Origin of the sequence: Bacillus sp. S2(2024) (assembly GCF_050474045.1) — a bacterium.
Taxonomy (GTDB): domain Bacteria; phylum Bacillota; class Bacilli; order Bacillales; family Bacillaceae_G; genus Bacillus_A; species Bacillus_A yunxiaonensis.
The window spans coordinates 4,108,332-4,129,826 of sequence record NZ_JBFLUS010000003.1; the positions used below are offsets into that span (position 1 = coordinate 4,108,332).

20 protein-coding genes are annotated in these 21,495 nt (G+C 38.7%); 2 read left to right on the plus strand and 18 right to left on the minus strand.

The genetic code is table 11. From position 1 onward, the window contains the following. Position 1 precedes the first annotated feature (1 nt). Both AB1284_RS20955 and clpP read left to right on the plus strand, forming a co-directional pair. Positions 2 to 877: a DUF421 domain-containing protein gene (locus tag AB1284_RS20955; protein ID WP_429753156.1), complete on the plus strand. Its 876-nt coding sequence runs from the start codon at positions 2 to 4 to the stop codon at positions 875 to 877. Positions 878 to 1,123: 246 nt separating this feature from the next. Then, positions 1,124 to 1,705, plus strand: coding sequence for an ATP-dependent Clp endopeptidase proteolytic subunit ClpP (clpP, locus tag AB1284_RS20960; RefSeq protein WP_098308426.1), 582 nt, complete (start codon positions 1,124 to 1,126; stop codon positions 1,703 to 1,705). 49 nt (positions 1,706 to 1,754) lie between these two features. Here clpP and AB1284_RS20965 read toward each other — a convergent pair whose 3' ends face one another. From AB1284_RS20965 to uvrB, 18 genes are all read right to left on the minus strand, one after another. Beyond that, complete coding sequence (locus AB1284_RS20965; protein WP_377880264.1) at positions 1,755 to 2,012, minus strand: HPr family phosphocarrier protein; 258 nt, start codon at positions 2,010 to 2,012, stop codon at positions 1,755 to 1,757. 21 nt (positions 2,013 to 2,033) lie between these two features. Continuing rightward, positions 2,034 to 2,984 carry a DNA-binding protein WhiA gene (gene whiA, locus AB1284_RS20970; RefSeq protein ID WP_429753155.1) on the minus strand — a complete coding sequence of 317 codons (951 nt, stop codon included), beginning with the start codon at positions 2,982 to 2,984 and terminating at the stop codon, positions 2,034 to 2,036. Between the two features lie 128 nt (positions 2,985 to 3,112). Then, entirely contained in the window at positions 3,113 to 4,066 is a 954-nt protein-coding gene (locus AB1284_RS20975; RefSeq protein ID WP_429753154.1) for a gluconeogenesis factor YvcK family protein, read from the minus strand. Between the two features lie 3 nt (positions 4,067 to 4,069). After that, complete coding sequence (rapZ, locus tag AB1284_RS20980; RefSeq protein ID WP_429753153.1) at positions 4,070 to 4,951, minus strand: RNase adapter RapZ; 882 nt, start codon at positions 4,949 to 4,951, stop codon at positions 4,070 to 4,072. A gap of 18 nt (positions 4,952 to 4,969) precedes the next feature. Continuing rightward, a complete protein-coding gene (locus AB1284_RS20985) occupies positions 4,970 to 5,428 on the minus strand; it encodes an NUDIX hydrolase (RefSeq protein ID WP_098308417.1) in 459 nt (152 codons plus the stop codon). A 377-nt stretch (positions 5,429 to 5,805) separates the two neighbouring features. Next, complete coding sequence (locus AB1284_RS20990) at positions 5,806 to 6,507, minus strand: LutC/YkgG family protein (protein WP_429753152.1); 702 nt, start codon at positions 6,505 to 6,507, stop codon at positions 5,806 to 5,808. Next, a complete protein-coding gene (locus AB1284_RS20995) occupies positions 6,507 to 7,922 on the minus strand; it encodes a LutB/LldF family L-lactate oxidation iron-sulfur protein (protein WP_429753151.1) in 1,416 nt (471 codons plus the stop codon). Before AB1284_RS20995 ends, AB1284_RS20990 begins: the two co-directional genes overlap by 1 nt. A gap of 2 nt (positions 7,923 to 7,924) precedes the next feature. Then, positions 7,925 to 8,656 (minus strand): (Fe-S)-binding protein, encoded by a 732-nt coding sequence (locus tag AB1284_RS21000; RefSeq protein ID WP_429753150.1) that lies wholly within the window; start codon positions 8,654 to 8,656, stop codon positions 7,925 to 7,927. A 580-nt stretch (positions 8,657 to 9,236) separates the two neighbouring features. Next, a complete protein-coding gene (gene trxB, locus AB1284_RS21005; RefSeq protein ID WP_429753149.1) occupies positions 9,237 to 10,190 on the minus strand; it encodes a thioredoxin-disulfide reductase in 954 nt (317 codons plus the stop codon). A 202-nt stretch (positions 10,191 to 10,392) separates the two neighbouring features. Beyond that, a complete protein-coding gene (locus AB1284_RS21010; RefSeq protein ID WP_429753148.1) occupies positions 10,393 to 11,904 on the minus strand; it encodes a tetratricopeptide repeat protein in 1,512 nt (503 codons plus the stop codon). A gap of 122 nt (positions 11,905 to 12,026) precedes the next feature. Continuing rightward, the gene (locus AB1284_RS21015) at positions 12,027 to 12,539 is read right to left on the minus strand and encodes an acyltransferase (RefSeq protein WP_336482315.1); all 513 of its coding nucleotides are present in this window, start codon (positions 12,537 to 12,539) and stop codon (positions 12,027 to 12,029) included. Positions 12,540 to 12,614: 75 nt separating this feature from the next. Then, on the minus strand, positions 12,615 to 13,253 hold the full coding sequence (gene ppaX / locus AB1284_RS21020; RefSeq protein WP_429753147.1) for a pyrophosphatase PpaX: 639 nt from the start codon (positions 13,251 to 13,253) through the stop codon (positions 12,615 to 12,617). Positions 13,254 to 13,486: 233 nt separating this feature from the next. Next, positions 13,487 to 14,299: a prolipoprotein diacylglyceryl transferase gene (gene lgt / locus AB1284_RS21025; protein ID WP_429753146.1), complete on the minus strand. Its 813-nt coding sequence runs from the start codon at positions 14,297 to 14,299 to the stop codon at positions 13,487 to 13,489. 72 nt (positions 14,300 to 14,371) lie between these two features. After that, positions 14,372 to 15,301 carry an HPr(Ser) kinase/phosphatase gene (gene hprK / locus AB1284_RS21030; protein WP_429753145.1) on the minus strand — a complete coding sequence of 310 codons (930 nt, stop codon included), beginning with the start codon at positions 15,299 to 15,301 and terminating at the stop codon, positions 14,372 to 14,374. A 170-nt stretch (positions 15,302 to 15,471) separates the two neighbouring features. Beyond that, positions 15,472 to 15,846, minus strand: coding sequence for a phage holin family protein (locus tag AB1284_RS21035; RefSeq protein WP_336482312.1), 375 nt, complete (start codon positions 15,844 to 15,846; stop codon positions 15,472 to 15,474). 367 nt (positions 15,847 to 16,213) lie between these two features. Next, positions 16,214 to 16,546, minus strand: a complete 333-nt coding sequence (locus tag AB1284_RS21040) for a hypothetical protein (RefSeq protein WP_429753144.1) — start codon at positions 16,544 to 16,546, stop codon at positions 16,214 to 16,216. Positions 16,547 to 16,602: 56 nt separating this feature from the next. Beyond that, entirely contained in the window at positions 16,603 to 19,473 is a 2,871-nt protein-coding gene (gene uvrA, locus AB1284_RS21045; RefSeq protein ID WP_429753143.1) for an excinuclease ABC subunit UvrA, read from the minus strand. 5 nt (positions 19,474 to 19,478) lie between these two features. Further along, the gene (gene uvrB / locus AB1284_RS21050) at positions 19,479 to 21,461 is read right to left on the minus strand and encodes an excinuclease ABC subunit UvrB (protein ID WP_429753142.1); all 1,983 of its coding nucleotides are present in this window, start codon (positions 21,459 to 21,461) and stop codon (positions 19,479 to 19,481) included. Between the last annotated feature and the right edge of the window lie 34 nt (positions 21,462 to 21,495).

Here is a 21,495-nt window from a genome sequence, read left to right on the forward strand (position 1 = left end):
TATGCCTAACATTCACATACCAGAATGGCCGCTTGTCATTATACGTTCTTTATGTGTCTTAGTTGTTTTATTCGCCATTACGAAATGGCTTGGCAAAAGACAAATCTCTCAACTTTCCTTTTTTGAATACATAGCCGGTATGACGATTGGTGATATCGCTGCAGAAGTATCGACAGGATTGGAACAAAACTTCTTCCACGGTATTTCTAGTATGATGGTTTTTACTGTCATACCTTTTTTCGCAGGACTGATTTCCTTAAAAAATAAGACGGTACGAGATTTTTTTGAAGGTAAATCCACTATTTTTATAAAAGATGGCAAAGTACTCGAAGATAATTTAAAAAAGGAAAAATATACAAGTGATGAACTACTAGAGCTTCTTCGAAAAAAAGATGTCTTTAACATAAATGATGTTGAATACGCTGTACTAGAACCCAGCGGGGAATTAAACGTTTTACTTAAGAAAGACAGACAACCACTAACCGCAAAAGACGTCGGCTTAAAAGTACCAAATGAAAAAGAAACGCACACAGTCATTATGGATGGAAACATACTAGATGAACCTCTTTCAGCTAGCGGCCATAACCGCGCTTGGCTTCGCACGGAGCTCGAAAAAATTGGGGTTGCATTAGATAATGTTTTCATCGGACAAGTCGATTCTTACGGACAACTAACTGTCGACATATACAACGATAAAATCCAAATGCCTTCCCCTCAAGACAAGCCATTATTACTTGCTTCCTTAAAAAAGTGTCATGCTGATCTCGAACTATTTTCTTTAGAAACGAAATCAAATGCCGCTAGCAGCATGTATGCAAATAATGCAAAGAAGATAGAAGAAATTTTAAATAAAGTAACGTATCTACTTAAAGAATAAGAGAGAAAAGAACGCTTATATATGTAACGGCGTTCTTTTTTGTAGCAGTCTTTCTCCATGTTTGATATGTTTAAATTCATACAATTCGGTTATGATGATGAAGGTATAGAAGAAGGGAATTCCTTATCAGTAGCGAATTAACATGATACACATACATATTTTTTAAACTGAAGTGGTTTCGTTTGACCTTTATTGACCATAATTGTATTATAAAACTAACAAATGTGTTAAAGGAGGAAGTTACACATGAATTTAATCCCTACAGTTATTGAACAAACAAATCGCGGAGAACGCGCTTACGACATTTACTCTCGTTTATTAAAAGACCGCATCATTATGCTTGGTAGCGCAATTGATGACAACGTAGCAAACTCAATCGTTTCTCAGCTTTTATTCTTAGAATCACAAGACCCAGAAAAAGATATTCATATATATATCAACAGTCCTGGTGGCTCTATTACAGCAGGTATGGCAATTTACGATACAATGCAATTCATTAAACCAAAAGTATCTACAATTTGCATCGGTATGGCTGCATCTATGGGTGCTTTCCTACTTGCTGCTGGTGAAAAAGGAAAGCGTTTCGCTCTTCCAAACAGTGAAGTTATGATTCACCAACCACTTGGCGGTGCACAAGGACAAGCGACAGAAATCGAAATCGCTGCAAAACGCATCCTATTCTTGCGTGATAAATTAAACAAAATTCTTTCTGAACGTACAGGTCAAGATTTAGAAGTAATCGAGCGCGACACAGAGCGTGACAACTTCATGACAGCAGACAAAGCATTAGAATACGGCTTAATCGACAAAATCTTTACAAATCGCTAATAAAAGCGGATTACAAAAAGAGCTATCGCGCATTCGCGATAGCTCTTTTTTATTGTTCCTTTTGCACATAAGCCACAAGTGCTTCTAATGCTGCTGTTTCATCTGATCCTTCTGTAGTAATTGTAACTTTGCATCCAGCTCCGATTGCTAAGCTCATAATCCCCATAATACTCTTAGCATTGACCGTTTTTCCGTCTTTCTCCATAAAAATATCGGCTTGAAAACGATTTGCTTCTTGTACAAACAACGCTGCCGGACGTGCTTGCAATCCAGCTTTCAACAACACCTCTACCTGTTTTTGAACCACAGCTCCATTCCCCTTTATCTTTTATTTTTTTACAACCGCTTCTCCAGCACGTAATTTATCAGCAATGTCATCGATTTTACGCAAACGATGGTTGATACCCGATTTACTAATGTTCCCCCCGGATACCATTTCCCCCAATTCTTTCAATGTAACATCTTGATAATTGATACGCAGTTCTGCGATTTCACGTAATTTATCTGGTAAAAAATCTAGACCAACTGTTTCTTCAATGTAACGAATATTTTCGATTTGCCTTAATGCTGCACCAATCGTTTTATTTAAGTTTGCTGTTTCGCAGTTCACAAGACGATTTACAGAATTACGCATATCGCGCACAATGCGAATATCTTCAAACCTTAAAAGGGCATTATGAGCACCAATAATATTTAAGAATTCGGTAATCTTTTCCGCTTCCTTTAAATACGTAATATACCCTTTTCGCCTTTCTAACGTTTTACTATTTAATGCAAATTCGTTCATAAGTTCACATATCGCATCATTATGTTCTTTGTATAACGAGAAAATCTCTAAATGATATGATGATGTTTCTGGATTATTAACAGAACCACCAGCTAAAAACGCACCGCGTAAGTATGAACGTTTACAACACTTTTTCTCAATTAATTCTTGTGAAATATTACGAATGAACGAAAAGTCCTCTCGTACAATATGCAAATCCGATAAAATCTCACGTGCTTTTTCAACTAAACGAACGATATACACATTATTTTTCTTTAGGCGCATTTTCTTACGTACAAGCAACTCAACTGTAACGTTATACCCTTTTTTCAATAATGTATAAATTCTTCGAGCAATCGCTGCATTTTCCGTTTGAATATCAATAATTACACGGCGATTTGAAAAGGAGAGTGAACCGTTCATCCGAAGTAATGCTGATAGCTCTGTCCTCTCACAGCACCCCTTCATTTCAAGCTTTGTCAGCTCTTTTTTTGTTTCTGATGCAAATGACAACCATTTCACCTCCTGACAAAATATAAAATTATAATTATTTTCATGCCCTAAATGAATTTGTAGCGTTACTCCAAAGAAGTAACGCCTTCACCATGCAAGCTCATTCACTATTCCTTCAAGCTTACAATTTATATTAACGAATGTAAAATCGAAGCTAGTTTTACTGTATCATGACGTACAACTTGATCATCATACTTTACTAAACGATCTTTAATCAAATTAATATTTTGCGCTTTAAAATGCCCTTCATCAATTACAACTGGCTCCGACATTTCTTCTGCATAACGTCCTAATAATGCAGCCGGAATTGGCTCATCGTTTACTATTGTTATATCAATAAACGCTTCTCCAAGATGATCATGCAATGCTTTCACATGATCAAACGCTGTATATCCCATTGTTTCACCAGCTTGGGTCATTACATTACAGACATATACTTTCTTCGCTTTCGCACGAAGGACTGCATCGCCAATTTTTTTCACCATTAAATTCGGCAAAATGCTTGTATACAGACTACCTGGCCCAAATACAAGTAAATCAGCTCTTTGAATTTCCATTAATGTTTCATGAAGCGGTTCTACTTCCCCTGGTGTTAAAAAGACACGGTTAATTTTTTTGCCGGAATACGGAATTTTAGATTCCCCGCTTACAATTTGTCCATCTTCCAATTCCGCATGCAAAACAACACTTTGATTCGCAGCCGGAAGCACACGTCCCCTTACATTTAACACTTTACTTGTCTCCGTAATAGCATGAAAGAAATCGCCTGTAATAGCTGTCATTCCAGCTAACAATAAATTACCAAGCGCATGCCCCGTTAACCCTTCCCCCGATGTAAAACGATGTTGGAATAACGCCTCGACAAGAGGCTCCACATCGGACAACGCAACAAGTACGTTGCGGATGTCTCCAGGAGGTGGGATTTCTAACTGATCACGAAGTCTTCCAGAACTTCCCCCATCATCAGCAACTGTTACAATTGCTGTAATATCAACAGGATACTTTTTTAAACCACGCAGTAAAACGGATAGACCAGTTCCGCCCCCCATAATAACGATTTTCGGTTTCCTCTCTTTTCCCATCGCTTAATGTCCCTTTCTCTTCTCCACATCACGATGAGATACATGAGTTGGACACTCTTGCTTCAAATGTTTCGTCAAATATTCTGCAAGCGTAACGGATCGATGTTGCCCTCCTGTACATCCAATTGCAATGACAAGTTGACTTTTTCCTTCTCGCTTATAATGTGGAAGCATAAAGGAAATAAGGTCTGTTAACTTCTCAAGAAATTTATGCGTTTCATTAAACTTCAGCACATAGGACGATACTTCCTCATCAAGACCTGTTAACGGCTTCATGTGTGGAATATAGTATGGATTCGGTAAAAAACGAACATCAAATACTAAATCAGCATCAATTGGAATACCATATTTAAATCCAAATGACATCACGTTCACACGAAATGCTTGCTCACTCTCAGTTGAGAATAATTGAACAATCTTTTCTCTTAACTCTTTCGGTTTTAAGTCTGACGTATCAAGTACAATATTCGCGCGCGCCTTCATATCTGTTAACAGCGTACGCTCTGCTTCTATTCCTTTCAACGGAAGACCTGTTGGAGCAAGTGGATGTGAACGCCTTGTTTCTTTATAACGAGTTACAAGCGTGCTATCTTTTGCATCTAAAAATAAAATATGAGGAATAATCCATGTGCGCTCCGTTAAATCATCAAGCGCTCCCCATAAGTGATCAAAGAACTCTCGGCCACGCAAATCGATACCGAGCGCTACTTTATTCATTTTCCCTTTCGAATCTGCCATTAATTCAACAAACTTCGGCAACAACATGGGCGGTAAATTATCCACACAAAAATATCCTAAATCCTCAAAGCTTTGCAGGGCAACTGTCTTTCCTGCTCCGGACATTCCTGTAATAATGACCATTTTAATATCATTATGTGCGTCCATCATATCCCCCCTTATGGTTTAACTCGGATCTAATCGATACGAAAGTAATTCAAAATTTGGTGTATATACAAATGTACCGTAAATAATACCATTTCCTTTAATTAAATAATCAATAATATGATAATCTCCTGGCGCCATTGGCAGCTCATCAATCTTATCAACTGTATGCCAGCCTATTATCCCTTCTTCGCTTTGCAATTTATTTTCTCCTGCAAAATCTGTAGCTAAGAAGGAAAACATCATCCATTCAGAAACAACCTTATCCCCTTCTTGGATCACGAAAGTAAAGACACCTTTTAATGTTGGATTTTTTAAATAAATACCCGTTTCTTCGCGATATTCACGAACAACCGACTCTCTTACTGTTTCGCCGCGCTCCATCTTTCCACCTGGAGCAACCCACCAATTCCGACGAGGTTTTTGTAATAGGAGAACTTCATTATCCTTGATTAACACACAGTTTGTCACTCTTTGCAAGCTTCTCACCTCAGCTACTTATAACAGGGAAATCCCTATTATATACTCACTTCATTATACTATCAAATACAGTTTGTCACAATGAAGGAACGCCCGGCCCATAACAAATAAAAAGGATGATGGGAGACTATTCCCATCACCATTCAGTGAAAAATAAAGTGAAACTTCCTTTTGGAGCGTTCTTCTCCAAAAGGTTAGTTGAACCAATCGGGTTCTTACAAGCAGTTCCTCTTCTTGTACTCTCATCTTTGCTTACTGCTTGTTAGAGCGGGATAAAGTGTAACTTCCTTTCATGAACGCTTTTTTCATGAAAGGTTAGTTGAACCACGCTGGCTTTTATGTGCAGATGGCAGATACCAGGAAGAGATCTTGTACAATTATTGATCATCCACAATAATATATGCTGTTCTTATTGGTCCATGCACACCTACGACAAGATTCATTTCAATGTCAGCACTGTTAGATGGACCAGAAATGAAGTTCAAACAGGCTGGGATTTCTCCATCTTCCATATTTTTACTATGAATCATCTTTGTAGCTTGTGTTAACCTTGGCACAATCGTACTTTTCGGGACAATTGCGATATATGATTCAGGAAGAAGACTAACAGGCCTCCCTCTCGTACCCTCATTAAATAAAACAACGGTTCCTGATTCAGCGAGAGTAATATCACTGAACGTAATTCCAACATCAGCTGTTTTTGCAAATTCAATACTCTCTTCTTTATGATTTAAGTCCCATTTATGAAAACGTGTTGCATCGTCATTTGTAAAAGAATCACTAAGATTATATGCATCGAAACGTTCATCATGAGAATAAATAACTGATTTTATATTCCATTCTTTCATAAAGGATTGTAATGTTTCAGCAAGATTCGCCTTTGTTGTTCGCTGAACTTCTGTATGAATATCCTTGCATTGTTCAATTAACTTCAGTATAAGTTCATCTTGTGTTAATCCGTCAAAAATACTCCATTGCGGAGAAAGTGACCAGCTTGGCTTCTTTACTGCTTCTGGACGTTTCCTCCCTAATTTTTCTGATAATTTAGATAAAAATTTCTCACGATTTTGAATAGCCATTATTTCTCCTCCCTTGACCGTTTTTCAAACCAATCTCTAAACGGTTGTTTTTTCGGAGCCGGGAAGTCTCTTGCTTTTGTCCAAGCCTTTAACGGCCCTACCCCGCGTTCAATTTTATCTCCTTTTATAAAAGGCTTTAATGCGTACGGAGCTGTCCTCGCCGCAAGAGAGAACGACCTCGAGCTATTCGCCACTTTTTCAAAACCTTTCATAGCCATATCCCAAGCTAAAGGAGACTTCTTCGCATCTTCCACAATCTGTCGGCGATGTCGAATTAACAATTCGTGTAAAGGTATTTTTACCGGACATGCTTCCGTACAAGCACCACAAAGACTAGAGGCATAAGGCAGGTCCTTATACTCATCATACCCGCCTAAAAGCGGCGTCAATACAGCACCGATCGGGCCTGGATAGATAGAACCGTATGCATGACCTCCGATGTGACGATATACTGGACATACATTAATACATGCAGCGCAACGAATACATTGAAGGACACTTTGGAATTCTGTTCCTAAAATATTGGAACGCCCATTATCAACAATTACTAAATGAAATTCCTCAGGTCCATCTGTCCCTCCAGGTTCCGTTAAGCCTGTAATATAACTTGTTAACTTTTGCCCTACAGAACTTCGGCATAGGAGTGTTACTAACACATCCAGCTCCTCCCATGTTGGGACAATCCGTTCCATCCCCATAACGGTAATTAACGTTTTCGGAATGGTCGTAACTAACCTCGCATTCCCTTCATTTGCTACAATCGAAACAGACCCGGACTCTGCAACAGCAAAATTACATCCAGTCACTCCTACATCCGCTGTTAAAAAGTCATTACGCAAATAGTTCCGTACAAACCTCGCCATTTTTTCAGGATCAGCTGGTCCGGTATACCCTATTTTTTCTTTAAACAACTCGCAAATACTTTCTTTATCTTTATGAAGACAAGGAACAACAATATGTGATGGCGGATCATGGTCATTAATTTGTAAAATAAATTCTGCAAGGTCCGTTTCTAATACTTCCCCGCCAACTTCTTCAATTGCTTCATTTAGACTGATTTCTTCCGTTACCATAGATTTTGACTTTACAATTTTTTTCGCGTTTTTCTTTTTTATAATACCCTTTACATATTCCCTTGCCTCTTCAGCAGTCTCTGCGAAATAAACAAAGCCTCCGTTTTTCTCAACATTTTCACTGAGTTGATATAAATAATAATCAAGGTTTTCTAATGTATGCTTTCGAATCTCTTCTCCTAAAGATCGCCATTCTTCCCAATTCCCAAGACTCTCAGTTGCTTTTAGTTTCTTACCCCTAAGGCCGTCTTGCGCTTTCGCAACAGCCCTTCTCATGAATTGATCACCAATGGCCGTTTCAGTACGTTTATGAAAGGGATCGTTTCCAATCTTCATTCCCATTTTTATATCCCCTTTCTATCTTCATTTAATACTTGTGCAATATGCTTTATCTCAATTGGATAACCATGACGGGTTAATCGACCTTTTATATTCATTAAACAGCTGCAATCCATCCCGATTAACACTTCCGCACCTGTTTCCATAATATGTTTCACTTTTTCATCAACCATTTGCTCAGATATCTCTGCCATCTTCACTGAGAATGTACCGCCGAATCCACAGCAATCATAATTGTGTGATAATGGAACAACTTCCAACCCTTTTACATGTTTTAATAACTTTTGAGGAGGTTCCTTAATACCCATTAACCGGCTCATATGACAAGATGTATGAACAGTTGCTTTTTTATGAAGTTCCGCACCTAAATCTTCTTTACCTAACACTTCTACAAGAAATTGTGTAAATTCATATGTTTTATTTGCCAGTTCAGTAGCTTTTTGCTTCCATTCTGTTTCACTTTCAGAAAATAAACTTGAAAACTCGTGAACCATCATGACACAAGACCCGGATGGCGCTACAACATATTCTGAACCAGCAAATGCTTCAATCATATGTTTTGCAGCTGTTTTCGTTTCTTTTTGATAACCGCTATTATAAGCAGGTTGACCACAGCAGGTTTGGTCTTTGGGGAAGTCGACTTCACAACCTAAATCTTCGAGAATTTCAACAACATCTTTTCCTACCTCTGGATAAAAAACATCTCCAAGACAAGTAATAAATACGGATACTTTCATATTGACACCTCCAAATAAGGTAAAGTAGCGGGATACAGTGAAACTTCCATTCGGAAATGCCTTTCTTCTGAATGGTTAGTTGAATCAATCGGGTTCTTACAAGCAGTTCTACTCCCAGAATTTCCACCTTCACTTACTGCTTGTTAGAGCGAGATAAAGTAGAAAAGCAAAGATAATCACTGTATGTTCAAGTAATCTTGTCAACCAATCTACCTTTTTGTATTTTTAGTAAAAAACATAAAAAATATGAATAAAAATGGTAAGTAATTGAAATAAAGTGAAACTTCCACTCGAAGATGCTTTTCTTCGAATGGTTAGTTGAACCAATCGGGTTCTTACAAGCAGTTCTACTCCCATAACTTTCACCTTTGCTTACTGCTTGTTAGAGCGGGATACAGTGAAACTTCCATTCGGAAACGCTTTTCCTACGAATGGTTAGTTGAACCAATCGGGCTCTTACAAGCAGTCATTCTCCTTGAATTTCCACCTTTGCTTACTGCTTGTTAGAGCGGGATAAACACAAAAAAAGCCACCTTACAAAGAAGGTAGCTTTCCTATCACGCATCCTCTACGGGGCGTCTTATTTATTTGCTTCTTTTAATTCTTCTAATAGTTCTTCCACATAATGCTGTGCACTTTGCGCTGCAATACTTCCGTCACCAGTTGCTGTTACAATTTGACGAAGCATTTTTTCACGAATATCACCAGCTGCGAAAATACCAGGAACTTTTGTTTCCATACGTTCATTTGTTTCAATATAACCATTTTCATTTGTAATACCTAGCTCTGCAAATGGTTTAGAAAGTGGTAACATACCGATATAGATAAATGCGCCATCTGTTTTAAACTCTTGCTCTTCACCGCTGTTTACATCCACAAGTGTTACGCTGCCTACTTTTCCGTTTGCTTCGTTAATTTCTTTTACAGTATGATTCCAAATGAAATCAATTTTTTCATTTTGGAAAGCACGGTCCTGTAAAATCTTTTGTGCACGTAATTGATCACGACGGTGAACAATCGTTACCTTCGTTGCAAAGCGTGTTAAATACACACCTTCTTCAACAGCTGAGTCACCACCGCCCACAACAACAAGCTCTTTACCTTTAAAGAATGCACCGTCACATACAGCACAGTATGATACGCCGCGGCCACCAAGCTCTTTCTCTCCTGGCACGCCAATTTTCTTATATTCCGCACCGCTCGCTACAATAATTGCACGTGCTTTATATTCTTTCTTTCCAGCGACAACCGTTTTATATTCTTTCCCATCAATAACTTGTTTCACATCGCCATATGCGTATTCTGCACCAAATTTCTTCGCATGTTCAAACATTTTGTTTGATAAGTCCGGCCCTAAAATATGGTCATATCCTGGATAGTTTTCTACTTCTTCTGTATTCGCCATTTGTCCGCCCGGGATACCGCGTTCAAGCATCAACGTGCTTAAGTTCGCACGAGATGTATACACAGCTGCTGTCATCCCTGCTGGACCAGCTCCGATAATAATTACATCATAAATTTTTTCTTCCGCCATATTGTTCATCTCCTGTTCTTATCGCTCTTTTAATACCCTCATTATACTGTTCGCAATCGATTTTTCCCAATGATTTGCTTGCATTTATCCCGCTATTCACGGGCAGTAAGACCCCCGAAATTAGGAAGATAGGTGAGAGCATACGCCCGATTGGTTCAACTAACCATTCGAAGGAAAAGTATCTTCGAATGGAAGTTTCACTTTATGCATGCAAACGTCTTACTGCTTGCACATATTTTCGTACAGTCGCTACCGATACATTATATATATTCCCAAGCTCTGCCTGCGTCAGCTTATCTTGGCACTCGCCGCGTACAATATATTCAACTGCTGCTGACCAGCCATATACATTTGTAAAAGATGTTCCGCTCGTGTATAAACGTATAAATGTACAAAACCAAAGATGTAGACATTCTTCAATAAGCTCATCGTCTTTTTTCGTATAATTGTATAAAGCGTCTGCAATGCGAATACATTGTTCAAACTGCTGCAGCTCTCCTGGAATACTTTTATGACTGTTAATTAAAAAGAAATAGTTCGCTAGTTGCGATACAATTGGAACACGATTAGGAGATTGCATTACATCAAAGAAAAAGCCAAGCTTCTCTGGTGTTGTCAGTTCATTCATTAAATATAAAGCCAGCATTTGTTCTTCCAAGGTTTCGCTTTTCTGAAACGATTGCTGAAGCTCCCGGAATAATATATTTTGACCTTCATCTACTAAATTAATAGCATTCCAAGGTTCTTTTCCCTTTTTATCAGGATGTAATTCCACTACATGCATCCACATCTTCTCAGCTGTTTGCTCATCCTTTACCATATAGGCAGAATATGCAAACCAATAATAAAAGCTAACATCACCTTCGTAACCTTGACGCTTTAACGCTTTTAACCATTTATATGCACTTTCAAAACGACCAATTGTCGCAAAGGTTGTCCCTAGTTTCACTCGATGTTCAAACGACATCGGGTACACCGTTTCCAATTGCTCTGCTAACTTTTCTACTTGCTTATATTCCCCAATAGAATATAGAAAAATAAGCGTATTACATAACGCATGAATATTTCCTGGATTTTTCTCTAAAATCAGCTCTGTCATTTTCAACGCTTGATCAACATTTCCAAGCTGAAAATGTGCGATTGCTAAGTTATTATGAGCTGACCAAAACTCAGGATATTCCGTTATGACACCTTCAAGCGTCGCAATCGCTTCTTCTAATTGACCATTACGAATATAATGATTCGCTTGCTCTTGCATCACAATTAATCCATCTTCATCTTCTAATTCCGGCGCATCCATTTCTTCTTCTTCAATGATCTCTAGAAGTTCCATTGTTTCAGCAATAAATTCTTTATCCGTTGCAATTTCTAAATACCGCTCTGCGTACTTTTTCGCTTGCTGGAATAACCCAAGGTACGCATAATTATTTGCCATAAAATAATAGCATTCTTCTATTTTTTCACCCGTACGAACAATTTGTAATAAGATTTGATTTGATTCGTGATACTCTCCCGCTTCCGATAATGCGGTTGCTAATTGACATAAAATAAACGGCTCTTTCCGACCTTGTGCCGCTCTCTTAAAATATTTAATTGCATCTTCTAAATGATGATTGCGGTAAGCCTTCATACCTTTATCATAAAAGAAGTCAGCTAATTGATTAAAAGAAATAACTTGTCCGTTTTCTTTACGAATTTCTTGATTTTTCCCCATAGATCCTCCATTATTTCATTCTTCTATCTCTAAGTATAAACGATTCCTCAAAAAACAAAACAGTATATTATGCACAAATATTTCCTTTTTATTCCCGAAAAGAGAAGGGAAATGTTACATTCCTAACATTTCCCTTCTCTCGCTGCCATTTCCTCTTTCGTATAAATAATTCGCATCGGATTCCCACCAACGAAAGCACCGCTCGGCACATCACGATGAACAAGTGTCCCAGCTGACACAATTGCTCCGTCTCCAATGACAACGCCAGGTAAAATAGTCGAATTTGCACCAATCATTACTTCGTCTCCAATAATAATTTCACCAAGGCGATATTCTGTAATTAAATATTCATGAGCTAATAGCGTTGTATTATAGCCAATAACGGAATTACGTCCAACTGTAATTTTCTCTGGGAACATAATATCTGGCATAACCATAAGTGCAAAAGAAGTTTTCTCCCCAATTTGCATTCGCAAAAATGTGCGATATAACCAATTTTTCATACGTAAAAAAGGGGTATAACGCGCGATTTGGATCACAATGAAGTTTTTCATCACTTTCCAAAATGAGACCGTTTTATATACATTCCATAATGAATTTGCTCCTGATACCGGATAGCGCGTTGTCCGTCGCACTTTACTCGCTCCCTTTTTGTGCTCCCGCTTAACTGCTGAGCTTTACCTAATGTTCAGCCGCTCGTAAGAGAACGATTAATGAGGCAAGATTGTTAATAAGTCACTCATTTTTTCTAACACATAATCAGGCTTGTAAGATTCTAAATATTCGCGTCCTTTAATTGTCCATGCAACAGCAGCTGTCTTCACGCCGGCATTTTGTCCACCAACAATATCGTGATGGTTATCGCCTACCATCAAAGCTTCTTCCGGCTTTGCCTCTAATAACTGAAGTGCTCTTTGAATTGGCTCTGGATGTGGTTTCACATGTTCTACATCATCAATCGTTACCACAACATCAAAAAATTGTTTTAATTTCGATAGCTGTAATCCCATTTCGACAGTTTTGCGTGCCTTTGTTGTTACAATCCCAACTTTATAACCTTTTTCACGAAGTTCCTGTACAGTTTCATACACTGTTTCATACTCTTCTACTAATTCATCATGATGTTCGTGGTTGAAGTCACGATAACATTGAATAAGTTCTTCCACTCGGTTCTCGTCGATTTTACTAAATGTATCGTGCAATGATGGACCAATAAATGGCAGTACATCTTCACGTTTATATTGATTTGGATAATATTTTTCTAATGTATGCAAAAATGAAGAGATAATAAGTTCGTTTGTATTAATCAATGTTCCATCCAAATCAAATAACACTGTATTAATTTTCATCTTTTCGCCACCCTTAGTTGTTGTATGATAAAGTGAAACTTCCATTCGAAGACGCTTTTCCTTCGAATGGTTAGTTGAACCAATCGGACTCTTACAAGCAGTTCCCCTTCTCGCATTTCCACCTTCGCTCACTGCTTGTTAGAGCGGGGATAAGAAAAGAAGCAGCGCCGCATATATGACGCTACTTTTTTTCATTTAACCCGACTCATGTACCGAATCACAAAGTTATATCATTATTGTTCTAAATATCGTTTATCCGCATACCCCATTTTTCGTCTCACAACAATGAAAATAATAGAGACGATAATTATGGCAATTGATATAACTTGTGCAACGCGAAGCGGGCCGAGCATTAAGCTGTCCGTACGCAATCCTTCGATATAGCAGCGGCCGACAGAATACCAAATTAAATATGTAAAGAATAGTTCACCGCGGCGTAAATTTACTTTACGAAGGAGTAAAAGTAAAATAACCCCAGCAAAATTCCATAATGATTCATATAAGAATGTCGGCTGATAATATACACCATCAATATACATTTGATTTATAATAAACTGTGGTAAATGTAAATTTTCGAGAAATTGCCGCGTTACTTCACCGCCATGTGCTTCTTGGTTCATAAAGTTTCCCCAGCGTCCAATCGCTTGTCCAAGTAAAATACTTGGCGCGGCGATATCCGCCAGCTTCCAAAAAGAAAGGCCGCGTTTTTTCGCAAATACAATTCCTGTAAGAACCGCTCCAATTAATCCGCCATGAATTGCTAAGCCACCTTGACGAATCCTAACAATTTCGATTGGATGTTGTGAATAATAACCCCATTCGAAAATAACATAGTATGCACGTGCACAAAGGATTGCAATTGGCACCGCAATCAATACTAAATCAATAAATGTGTCTTTTGGAATACCAAGGCGATCACTTTCCCGAGTTGCGAGCCATAATCCAAGTAAGACACCAGAGCCGATAATTACACCGTACCAATAAATCGGAAACGGCCCGAGATGAATCGCCACACGATCAAGCTGTGGTACAGATCCTAATAGCATATTCTTCACTCCCTTTCTCTTTCTATCAGTCGAGGAGAAACTCTCCCTCTACTAATGGAAGTTTCACTTATATTAATTTTGATCTCCTAATTCAATTGCACTCATAAGACGCTCTGAAAATTGCTGCGCTGCATTGACACCCATTCGTTTTAAACGGAAATTCATCGCTGCCACCTCAATAATAACGGCTAAGTTTCGACCAGGTCGTACCGGAAGTGTAATCTTTGTAATATCTGTATCAATGATTTTCATTTTCTCTTCATCTAAACCAAGGCGATCGTAGTTTTTCTTTTGATCCCAAATCTCAAGATTAATTACCATTGAAATACGTTTATGATTACGCACTGCACCTGCACCAAATAGCGTCATAACGTTAATGATGCCAAGCCCGCGAATTTCAAGTAAATGCTCAATTAACTCCGGTGAACTTCCGACTAGTGTATCATCATCTTCTTGACGAATTTCTACACTATCATCAGCTACAAGTCGATGTCCGCGTTTCACAAGCTCAAGTGCTGTTTCACTTTTCCCGACACCACTTTGTCCTGTAATCATTACACCAACACCATAAATATCAACTAATACACCATGAATTGCTGTTGTTGGTGCTAATTTACTTTCTAAGTAATTCGTCAAGCGGCTTGATAAGCGTGTTGTTTTTAACGGTGAACGCAACAGGGGCACACCAGTCTGACGAGATGCTTGCATTAATTCCTCAGGTACATCTTGACCACGTGTTACGATAATACACGGTGTTTCTTCTGTACAAAGTGCTTGCATACGCGCTTGTTTTTGTTCTTCTGTTAATGTATCAAAAAAAGTAAGCTCTGTTTTCCCAAGAAGCTGCACACGATCCGCTGGATAATATGTGAAAAATCCCGCCATTTCAATTCCAGGTCGTGATAAATCACTTGTATCAATCGGACGATGAATTCCTTCTTCACCGCTTACTAGTTCTAAATGAAAATGTTCAATTAAATCTTTCGTTCGAACTTTTGGCATATATAAACCTCCACGTTGCGGAATATATCTAGGCAGCGTACTACCACTCTATCCGCTATTGTACCATTTTTTTCTGAAAACAAGAAATACGGTTTCTTTTGAAAAAGAAAAAAACATTCCACGCTTTGCGCAAAATGTTTTACGTTTTGTCGGATACTTATACTGTCCACTTATTTTTTCTCAGACAATGGTTCCACAATCACTTTATCAATTAACATGTTTAAAATCGAAATAAAGATTGCCGCAATAATCGCTGCTCCAAACCCCGATAAATTAAAAGCATCGCCCAGCACCCAATCTGTAATTTCTAACGTAATCGCATTAATGACAATTAAAAAGAAACCAAATGTTAATATCGTAATTGGCAGCGTAATTAAAATTAAGAACGGTTTCACAATTACATTTAAAACTGCTAAAATGACGCTTGCAATAATTGCTGTTTGTATATTCGCTATTTCAAACGCACCCGGTGCAAATATTTTAAGAAGACCTGATACAGCGATTAACACAATACTATTCACAATAAGTGATAGAATCCATCTCATATTCCTTACACTTCCTTTTCATTAGAGACAATTACAGTCCAAACTACATATATCAACAATAATACTCCAAAACAGAAAAAAATACCAAGTAGAGATACAGTGAAACTTCCATTCGGAGGTGTCTTTCCTACGAATGGTTAGTTGAACCAATCGGGCTCTTACAAGCAGTCATTCTCCTCGAATTTCCACCTTTGCTTACTGCTTGTTAGAGCGGGGTACAGTGAAACTTCCATTCAGAAACGCTTTTCCCACGAATGGTTAGTTGAACCAATCGGGCTCTTACAAGCCATTATCCCTCATCTTAAAGCTCTTCGATTTCTCCAAATCTTGAAGCTAGGATATAATTGTCCAAAGGCAGCGGCGTCATTTACTCATTCACAAGCATCTGTACACCTTTCACAATATTCCATATAAAAATAACAAGATTCATAAGACCAAATAACAACATAGCAGCGAGGACAATTGCACCACTTTGCTCTCGTATGTTCATAACAAATACAAGTAAGAAGGCAATAAATAAACAAAGGAACGGTAGTAAATGTGATATAAAAGCTCTCTTTGCATGGAATTTCACATCATCATGAGGAACAACAAAATACACAACAATAGGGAATAAAAAAGGGGCCACGAAAATACTAAAATAACAGCATGAGGCTAAAATTCTTTGCGTAGAATCCACAAAATTCACTCCCTTTTTCATGGATATAACAGAAAACATCTAATAAAGAAGTATTACTTCTTTATTAGATGTTTATTTTACTGTGTTAATTCTACTTCTTTCATTTTTTCTTTCATACGTGCCTTATCACGATCTAAAACACCTTTTAAATACTTCCCTGTGTAAGAACGCTCTTCTTTCACAACCTGCTCCGGCGTACCTGTTGCAACGATTTGTCCGCCTTTATCTCCGCCTTCAGGCCCAAGGTCAATAAGATAGTCTGCCGTTTTAATAACATCTAAATTATGTTCAATAACGAGCACTGTTTCACCATTATCAACAAGACGCTGAAGCACTTTTAACAGACGAGCAATGTCATGTGCATGAAGACCAGTTGTCGGTTCATCTAAAATGTATAACGTTCGCCCTGTTGAACGGCGATGCAGCTCGGATGCTAACTTCACGCGCTGCGCTTCTCCGCCCGATAACGTCGTTGCCGGCTGACCGAGCTTCATGTAATCGAGTCCTACATCCACAAGCGTTTGAAGCTTACGTTTAATTTTCGGGATATTCGCAAAGAATTCTACTCCATCTTCGATTGTCATCTCTAACACTTCAGAAATGTTTTTATCTTTATATTTTACTTCTAATGTTTCACGATTATAACGTTTTCCATGACAAACTTCACACGGAACGTATACATCTGGTAAGAAATGCATTTCAATTTTAATAATCCCATCACCGCGGCACGCTTCACAGCGGCCACCCTTCACGTTAAAACTGAAGCGTCCTTTTTGATAACCGCGCACCTTCGCTTCATTCGTTTGTGCAAACACATCACGAATATCATCAAACACACCTGTATATGTCGCTGGATTTGAACGAGGTGTACGTCCAATTGGGGACTGATCAATATCAATTACCTTATCTAAATGGTCAAGACCCTTAATTTCTTTATGTGAACCAGGCTTACTTTTCGTTTTATACAATTTTTGAGCAACTGCTTTATACAGCACTTCATTAATTAATGTACTTTTCCCTGAACCTGACACACCCGTCACAGCAACAAATGTGCCAAGCGGGAATGACATCTTCGCATTTTTTAAGTTATTTTCCTTCGCTCCAATGACCTCAATTTTACGGCCATCACCTTTGCGGCGCTCTAGCGGAACCGGAATGAACTTTTTGCCTGATAAATATTGTCCTGTTAAGGAATTGTCATCATGCATCACTTCTTGCGGCGTACCTGCTGAAACGACTTGCCCGCCGTGAATACCTGCACCAGGACCAATATCTAATAAATAGTCTGCGGCCATCATCGTATCTTCATCGTGTTCAACAACAATAAGCGTATTTCCTAAATCACGCATATTTTGCAGTGTTTGAATTAAGCGGTCATTGTCACGTTGATGCAAACCAATAGAAGGTTCATCAAGAATATATAATACACCTGTTAACCGCGATCCAATTTGCGTTGCTAAGCGAATACGCTGCGCTTCTCCGCCTGATAATGTTCCAGCTGCACGGCTAAGCGTTAAATAATCGAGCCCTACGTTAATTAAGAAGCTAAGACGCTCTTTAATTTCACGCAAAATAAGATTGGCAATACTTTGTTGCTTTTCTGTTAATTCAATATTAGTAAAGAAATCATATGCTTCCTGAACAGAAAACTTCGTTACTTCCGCAATCGTTTTTTCACCTACAAAAACAGCGAGGCTTTCCGGTTTTAAACGACCGCCTTTACATTTTGGACAGGCTTGCTCTGCCATATATTTTTCCATTTGCTCACGAATATAATCGGAGCTCGTTTCCCGATAACGGCGCTCAATGTTTGGAATCACGCCTTCAAAAATAATATCGCTTTCCTTCACTTGACCAAAGTCATTCACATAACGGAAATACACTTTTTCATCTCCGCTTCCGTATAACACCTTCTCAAATAAGTGCTTCGGAATATCTTTTACCGGTACATCCATATCAATGCCATAATGGTTGCAAACAGACTGCAGCAATTGTGGATAATATTGTGAGCTTGTTGGCTCCCAAGGTGCAATGGCATGATCATTTAATGATAAATCCCAGTTTGGTATCACTAATTCAAGATCTACTTCTAGTTTTGCACCAAGACCGTCACAAGACGGACAAGCACCGAACGGACTATTAAAAGAAAACATGCGCGGCTCAAGTTCACCAATAGAAAATCCGCAATGCGGGCAAGCATGGTGCTCGCTAAACAACAACTCTTCTTCTCCGATTACGTCAATTAAAACACGGCCTTCTCCAAGCTTCAAAGCCGTTTCTAATGAATCAGCAAGACGGCCTGCGATTCCTTCTTTCACAACAATACGGTCAATTACAACTTCAATCGAATGCTTTTTATTTTTATCTAACGTAATTTCTTCCGATATATCAAGCATTTCTCCATCAACGCGAACGCGGACGTACCCCTGCTTTTTAATATCTTCTAACAACTTTACATGCGCACCTTTACGTCCTGAGACCATCGGTGCGAGCACTTGCAGCTTCGTACGTTCTGGATATTCTAAAATACGATCTACCATTTGCTCAACTGTTTGTGATGTAATTTCAATGCCGTGGTTTGGACAGATTGGTGTTCCGATACGCGCAAATAATAAACGTAAATAATCATAAATCTCCGTCACTGTTCCGACTGTTGAACGCGGATTGCGACTCGTCGTTTTTTGGTCAATTGAAATAGCCGGAGACAATCCCTCAATTGCATCCACATCCGGTTTATCCATTTGTCCTAAAAATTGACGTGCATACGCCGATAGTGACTCTACATAACGGCGCTGTCCTTCCGCATAAATCGTATCAAATGCTAACGACGATTTCCCTGAACCAGATAACCCTGTTACAACAACAAGTTGATTTCTCGGAATGGTGACATCAATATTTTTTAAGTTGTGGGCTCTCGCACCTTTTACAACGATAAAATCTTTACTCATCGCCTTCACCCTTCTGCTTTTAATTCTAGTAATAAATCACGAAGCTCAGCTGCTCGTTCAAAATCAAGCGCTTTTGCAGCTTCTTTCATTTCCGCTTCCATTTTTGCAATGACATTTTCTCGTTCTTTTTTCGTCATTTTCTTAGAAGTTAGTGGCGCTGTCTCATACGTTTCTGTATCTTCCGCAGCCATCGTTGCACGAATAACATCGCGCACTCCTTTTTGAATTGTTTTTGGCGTAATTCCATGTTTTTCATTGTATGCTTCTTGAATTTGACGACGACGCTTCGTTTCATTGATTGCGATTTCCATCGATTTTGTAATTCGGTCTGCATACATCACAACATGACCGTTTGCATTACGAGCTGCCCGGCCAATCGTCTGAATAAGCGAGCGCTCTGAACGAAGGAATCCTTCTTTATCTGCATCTAATATTGCTACAAGCGACACTTCTGGAATGTCGAGTCCTTCACGAAGTAAGTTAATACCAATAAGCACATCAAACTTCCCTAGACGAAGATCGCGAATAATCTCAATCCGCTCTAATGTTTTAATTTCAGAATGCAAGTAATTCACTTTAATACCAACATCCTTCAAATAATCAGTTAAATCCTCTGACATTTTCTTTGTTAATGTCGTAATTAAAACACGCTCATTTTTTGCAATTCGGTCGTGAATTTCTCCTAATAAGTCATCAATTTGCCCTTCAATTGGCCTTATATCAATTTTCGGATCTAAAAGCCCAGTTGGACGAATAATTTGCTCCACAACTTCTGGTGCATGTTCTAGTTCATACGGTCCCGGTGTCGCTGATACATACACAACTTGATTCGTTTTCTCTTCAAACTCTTCAAACATAAGCGGTCTGTTATCTAGCGCTGATGGCAGACGAAATCCGTGATCAACAAGCACTTGCTTCCGCGCTTTATCTCCGTTGTACATCGCTCTTACTTGCGGCACTGATACATGCGACTCATCCATCACGATAAGAAAATCTTTAGGAAAATAATCTAGTAATGTATATGGTGTTGAACCAGCTGGACGAAGTGTCAAATGACGGGAGTAGTTCTCGATCCCTGAACAAAAGCCCATCTCACGCATCATTTCTAAATCGTAGCGCGTCCGCTGCTCTATCCGCTGCGCTTCTAGCAATTTACCGTTATCATTTAATTCTTTTAAGCGTTCTTCTAATTCTTTTTCAATATTTTCAATGGCAATTTTCATTTTTTCTTCGCGTGTAACGAAGTGAGATGCCGGGAAGATTGCCACATGCTCACGTTCTGCTAATACTTCACCTGTTAATGCGTTCACTTCCCTGATACGATCAATCTCATCGCCAAAAAACTCAATTCGAATACAATGTTCATCAAGGGATGCTGGAAAAATCTCAACTACATCCCCGCGCACGCGAAACGTTCCACGCTGAAAGTCAATATCATTCCGGCCGTACTGTACATCAACAAGTTCACGAAGCAATTGATTGCGATCCTTCTCCATACCAACGCGTAAAGAGACAACAAGCTCACTATATTCTTCTGGAGAACCTAAACCGTAAATACAAGATACACTCGCTACAACAATAACATCATCTCGTTCAAATAAAGCCGATGTCGCTGAGTGACGCAATTTATCGATCTCATCATTAATTTGTGCGTCTTTTTCAATAAATGTATCGGTTTGTGGTACATACGCTTCTGGTTGATAATAGTCGTAGTAACTAACAAAATATTCAACCGCATTGTTCGGAAAGAAATCTTTCAACTCACTGTATAGCTGTCCTGCTAACGTTTTATTATGAGCCATTACAAGTGTCGGCTTTTTCACTTCTTTAATGACATTTGAAATCGTAAATGTCTTCCCCGTTCCTGTCGCTCCAAGCAACACTTGATGTTTCTTACCATTTTTAATCCCTGCTACCAGCTGCTCTATCGCTCTTGGCTGATCACCTTGCGGGGAATATTCTGAGACAATTTCAAATTGATGTTCCAAATAAATCCGCCCTCCTCGTAAAAAATCTGTATTC

Excerpts from the sequence above, each read along its gene's own strand:
- AB1284_RS20955 (WP_429753156.1), top strand. The coding sequence starts at position 2 with ATGCCTAACATTCACATACCAGAATGGCCGCTTGTCATTATACGTTCT.
- clpP (WP_098308426.1), top strand. The coding sequence starts at position 1,124 with ATGAATTTAATCCCTACAGTTATTGAACAAACAAATCGCGGAGAACGC.
- AB1284_RS20975 (WP_429753154.1), bottom strand. The coding sequence starts at position 4,066 with ATGGGAAAAGAGAGGAAACCGAAAATCGTTATTATGGGGGGCGGAACT.
- rapZ (WP_429753153.1), bottom strand. The coding sequence starts at position 4,951 with ATGGACGCACATAATGATATTAAAATGGTCATTATTACAGGAATGTCC.
- AB1284_RS20990 (WP_429753152.1), bottom strand. The coding sequence starts at position 6,507 with ATGGCTATTCAAAATCGTGAGAAATTTTTATCTAAATTATCAGAAAAA.
- AB1284_RS20995 (WP_429753151.1), bottom strand. The coding sequence starts at position 7,922 with ATGGGAATGAAGATTGGAAACGATCCCTTTCATAAACGTACTGAAACG.
- AB1284_RS21000 (WP_429753150.1), bottom strand. The coding sequence starts at position 8,656 with ATGAAAGTATCCGTATTTATTACTTGTCTTGGAGATGTTTTTTATCCA.
- trxB (WP_429753149.1), bottom strand. The coding sequence starts at position 10,190 with ATGGCGGAAGAAAAAATTTATGATGTAATTATTATCGGAGCTGGTCCA.
- AB1284_RS21010 (WP_429753148.1), bottom strand. The coding sequence starts at position 11,904 with ATGGGGAAAAATCAAGAAATTCGTAAAGAAAACGGACAAGTTATTTCT.
- ppaX (WP_429753147.1), bottom strand. The coding sequence starts at position 13,253 with ATGAAAATTAATACAGTGTTATTTGATTTGGATGGAACATTGATTAAT.
- lgt (WP_429753146.1), bottom strand. The coding sequence starts at position 14,299 with ATGCTATTAGGATCTGTACCACAGCTTGATCGTGTGGCGATTCATCTC.
- hprK (WP_429753145.1), bottom strand. The coding sequence starts at position 15,301 with ATGCCAAAAGTTCGAACGAAAGATTTAATTGAACATTTTCATTTAGAA.
- AB1284_RS21035 (WP_336482312.1), bottom strand. The coding sequence starts at position 15,846 with ATGAGATGGATTCTATCACTTATTGTGAATAGTATTGTGTTAATCGCT.
- AB1284_RS21040 (WP_429753144.1), bottom strand. The coding sequence starts at position 16,546 with ATGAAAAAGGGAGTGAATTTTGTGGATTCTACGCAAAGAATTTTAGCC.
- uvrA (WP_429753143.1), bottom strand. The coding sequence starts at position 19,473 with ATGAGTAAAGATTTTATCGTTGTAAAAGGTGCGAGAGCCCACAACTTA.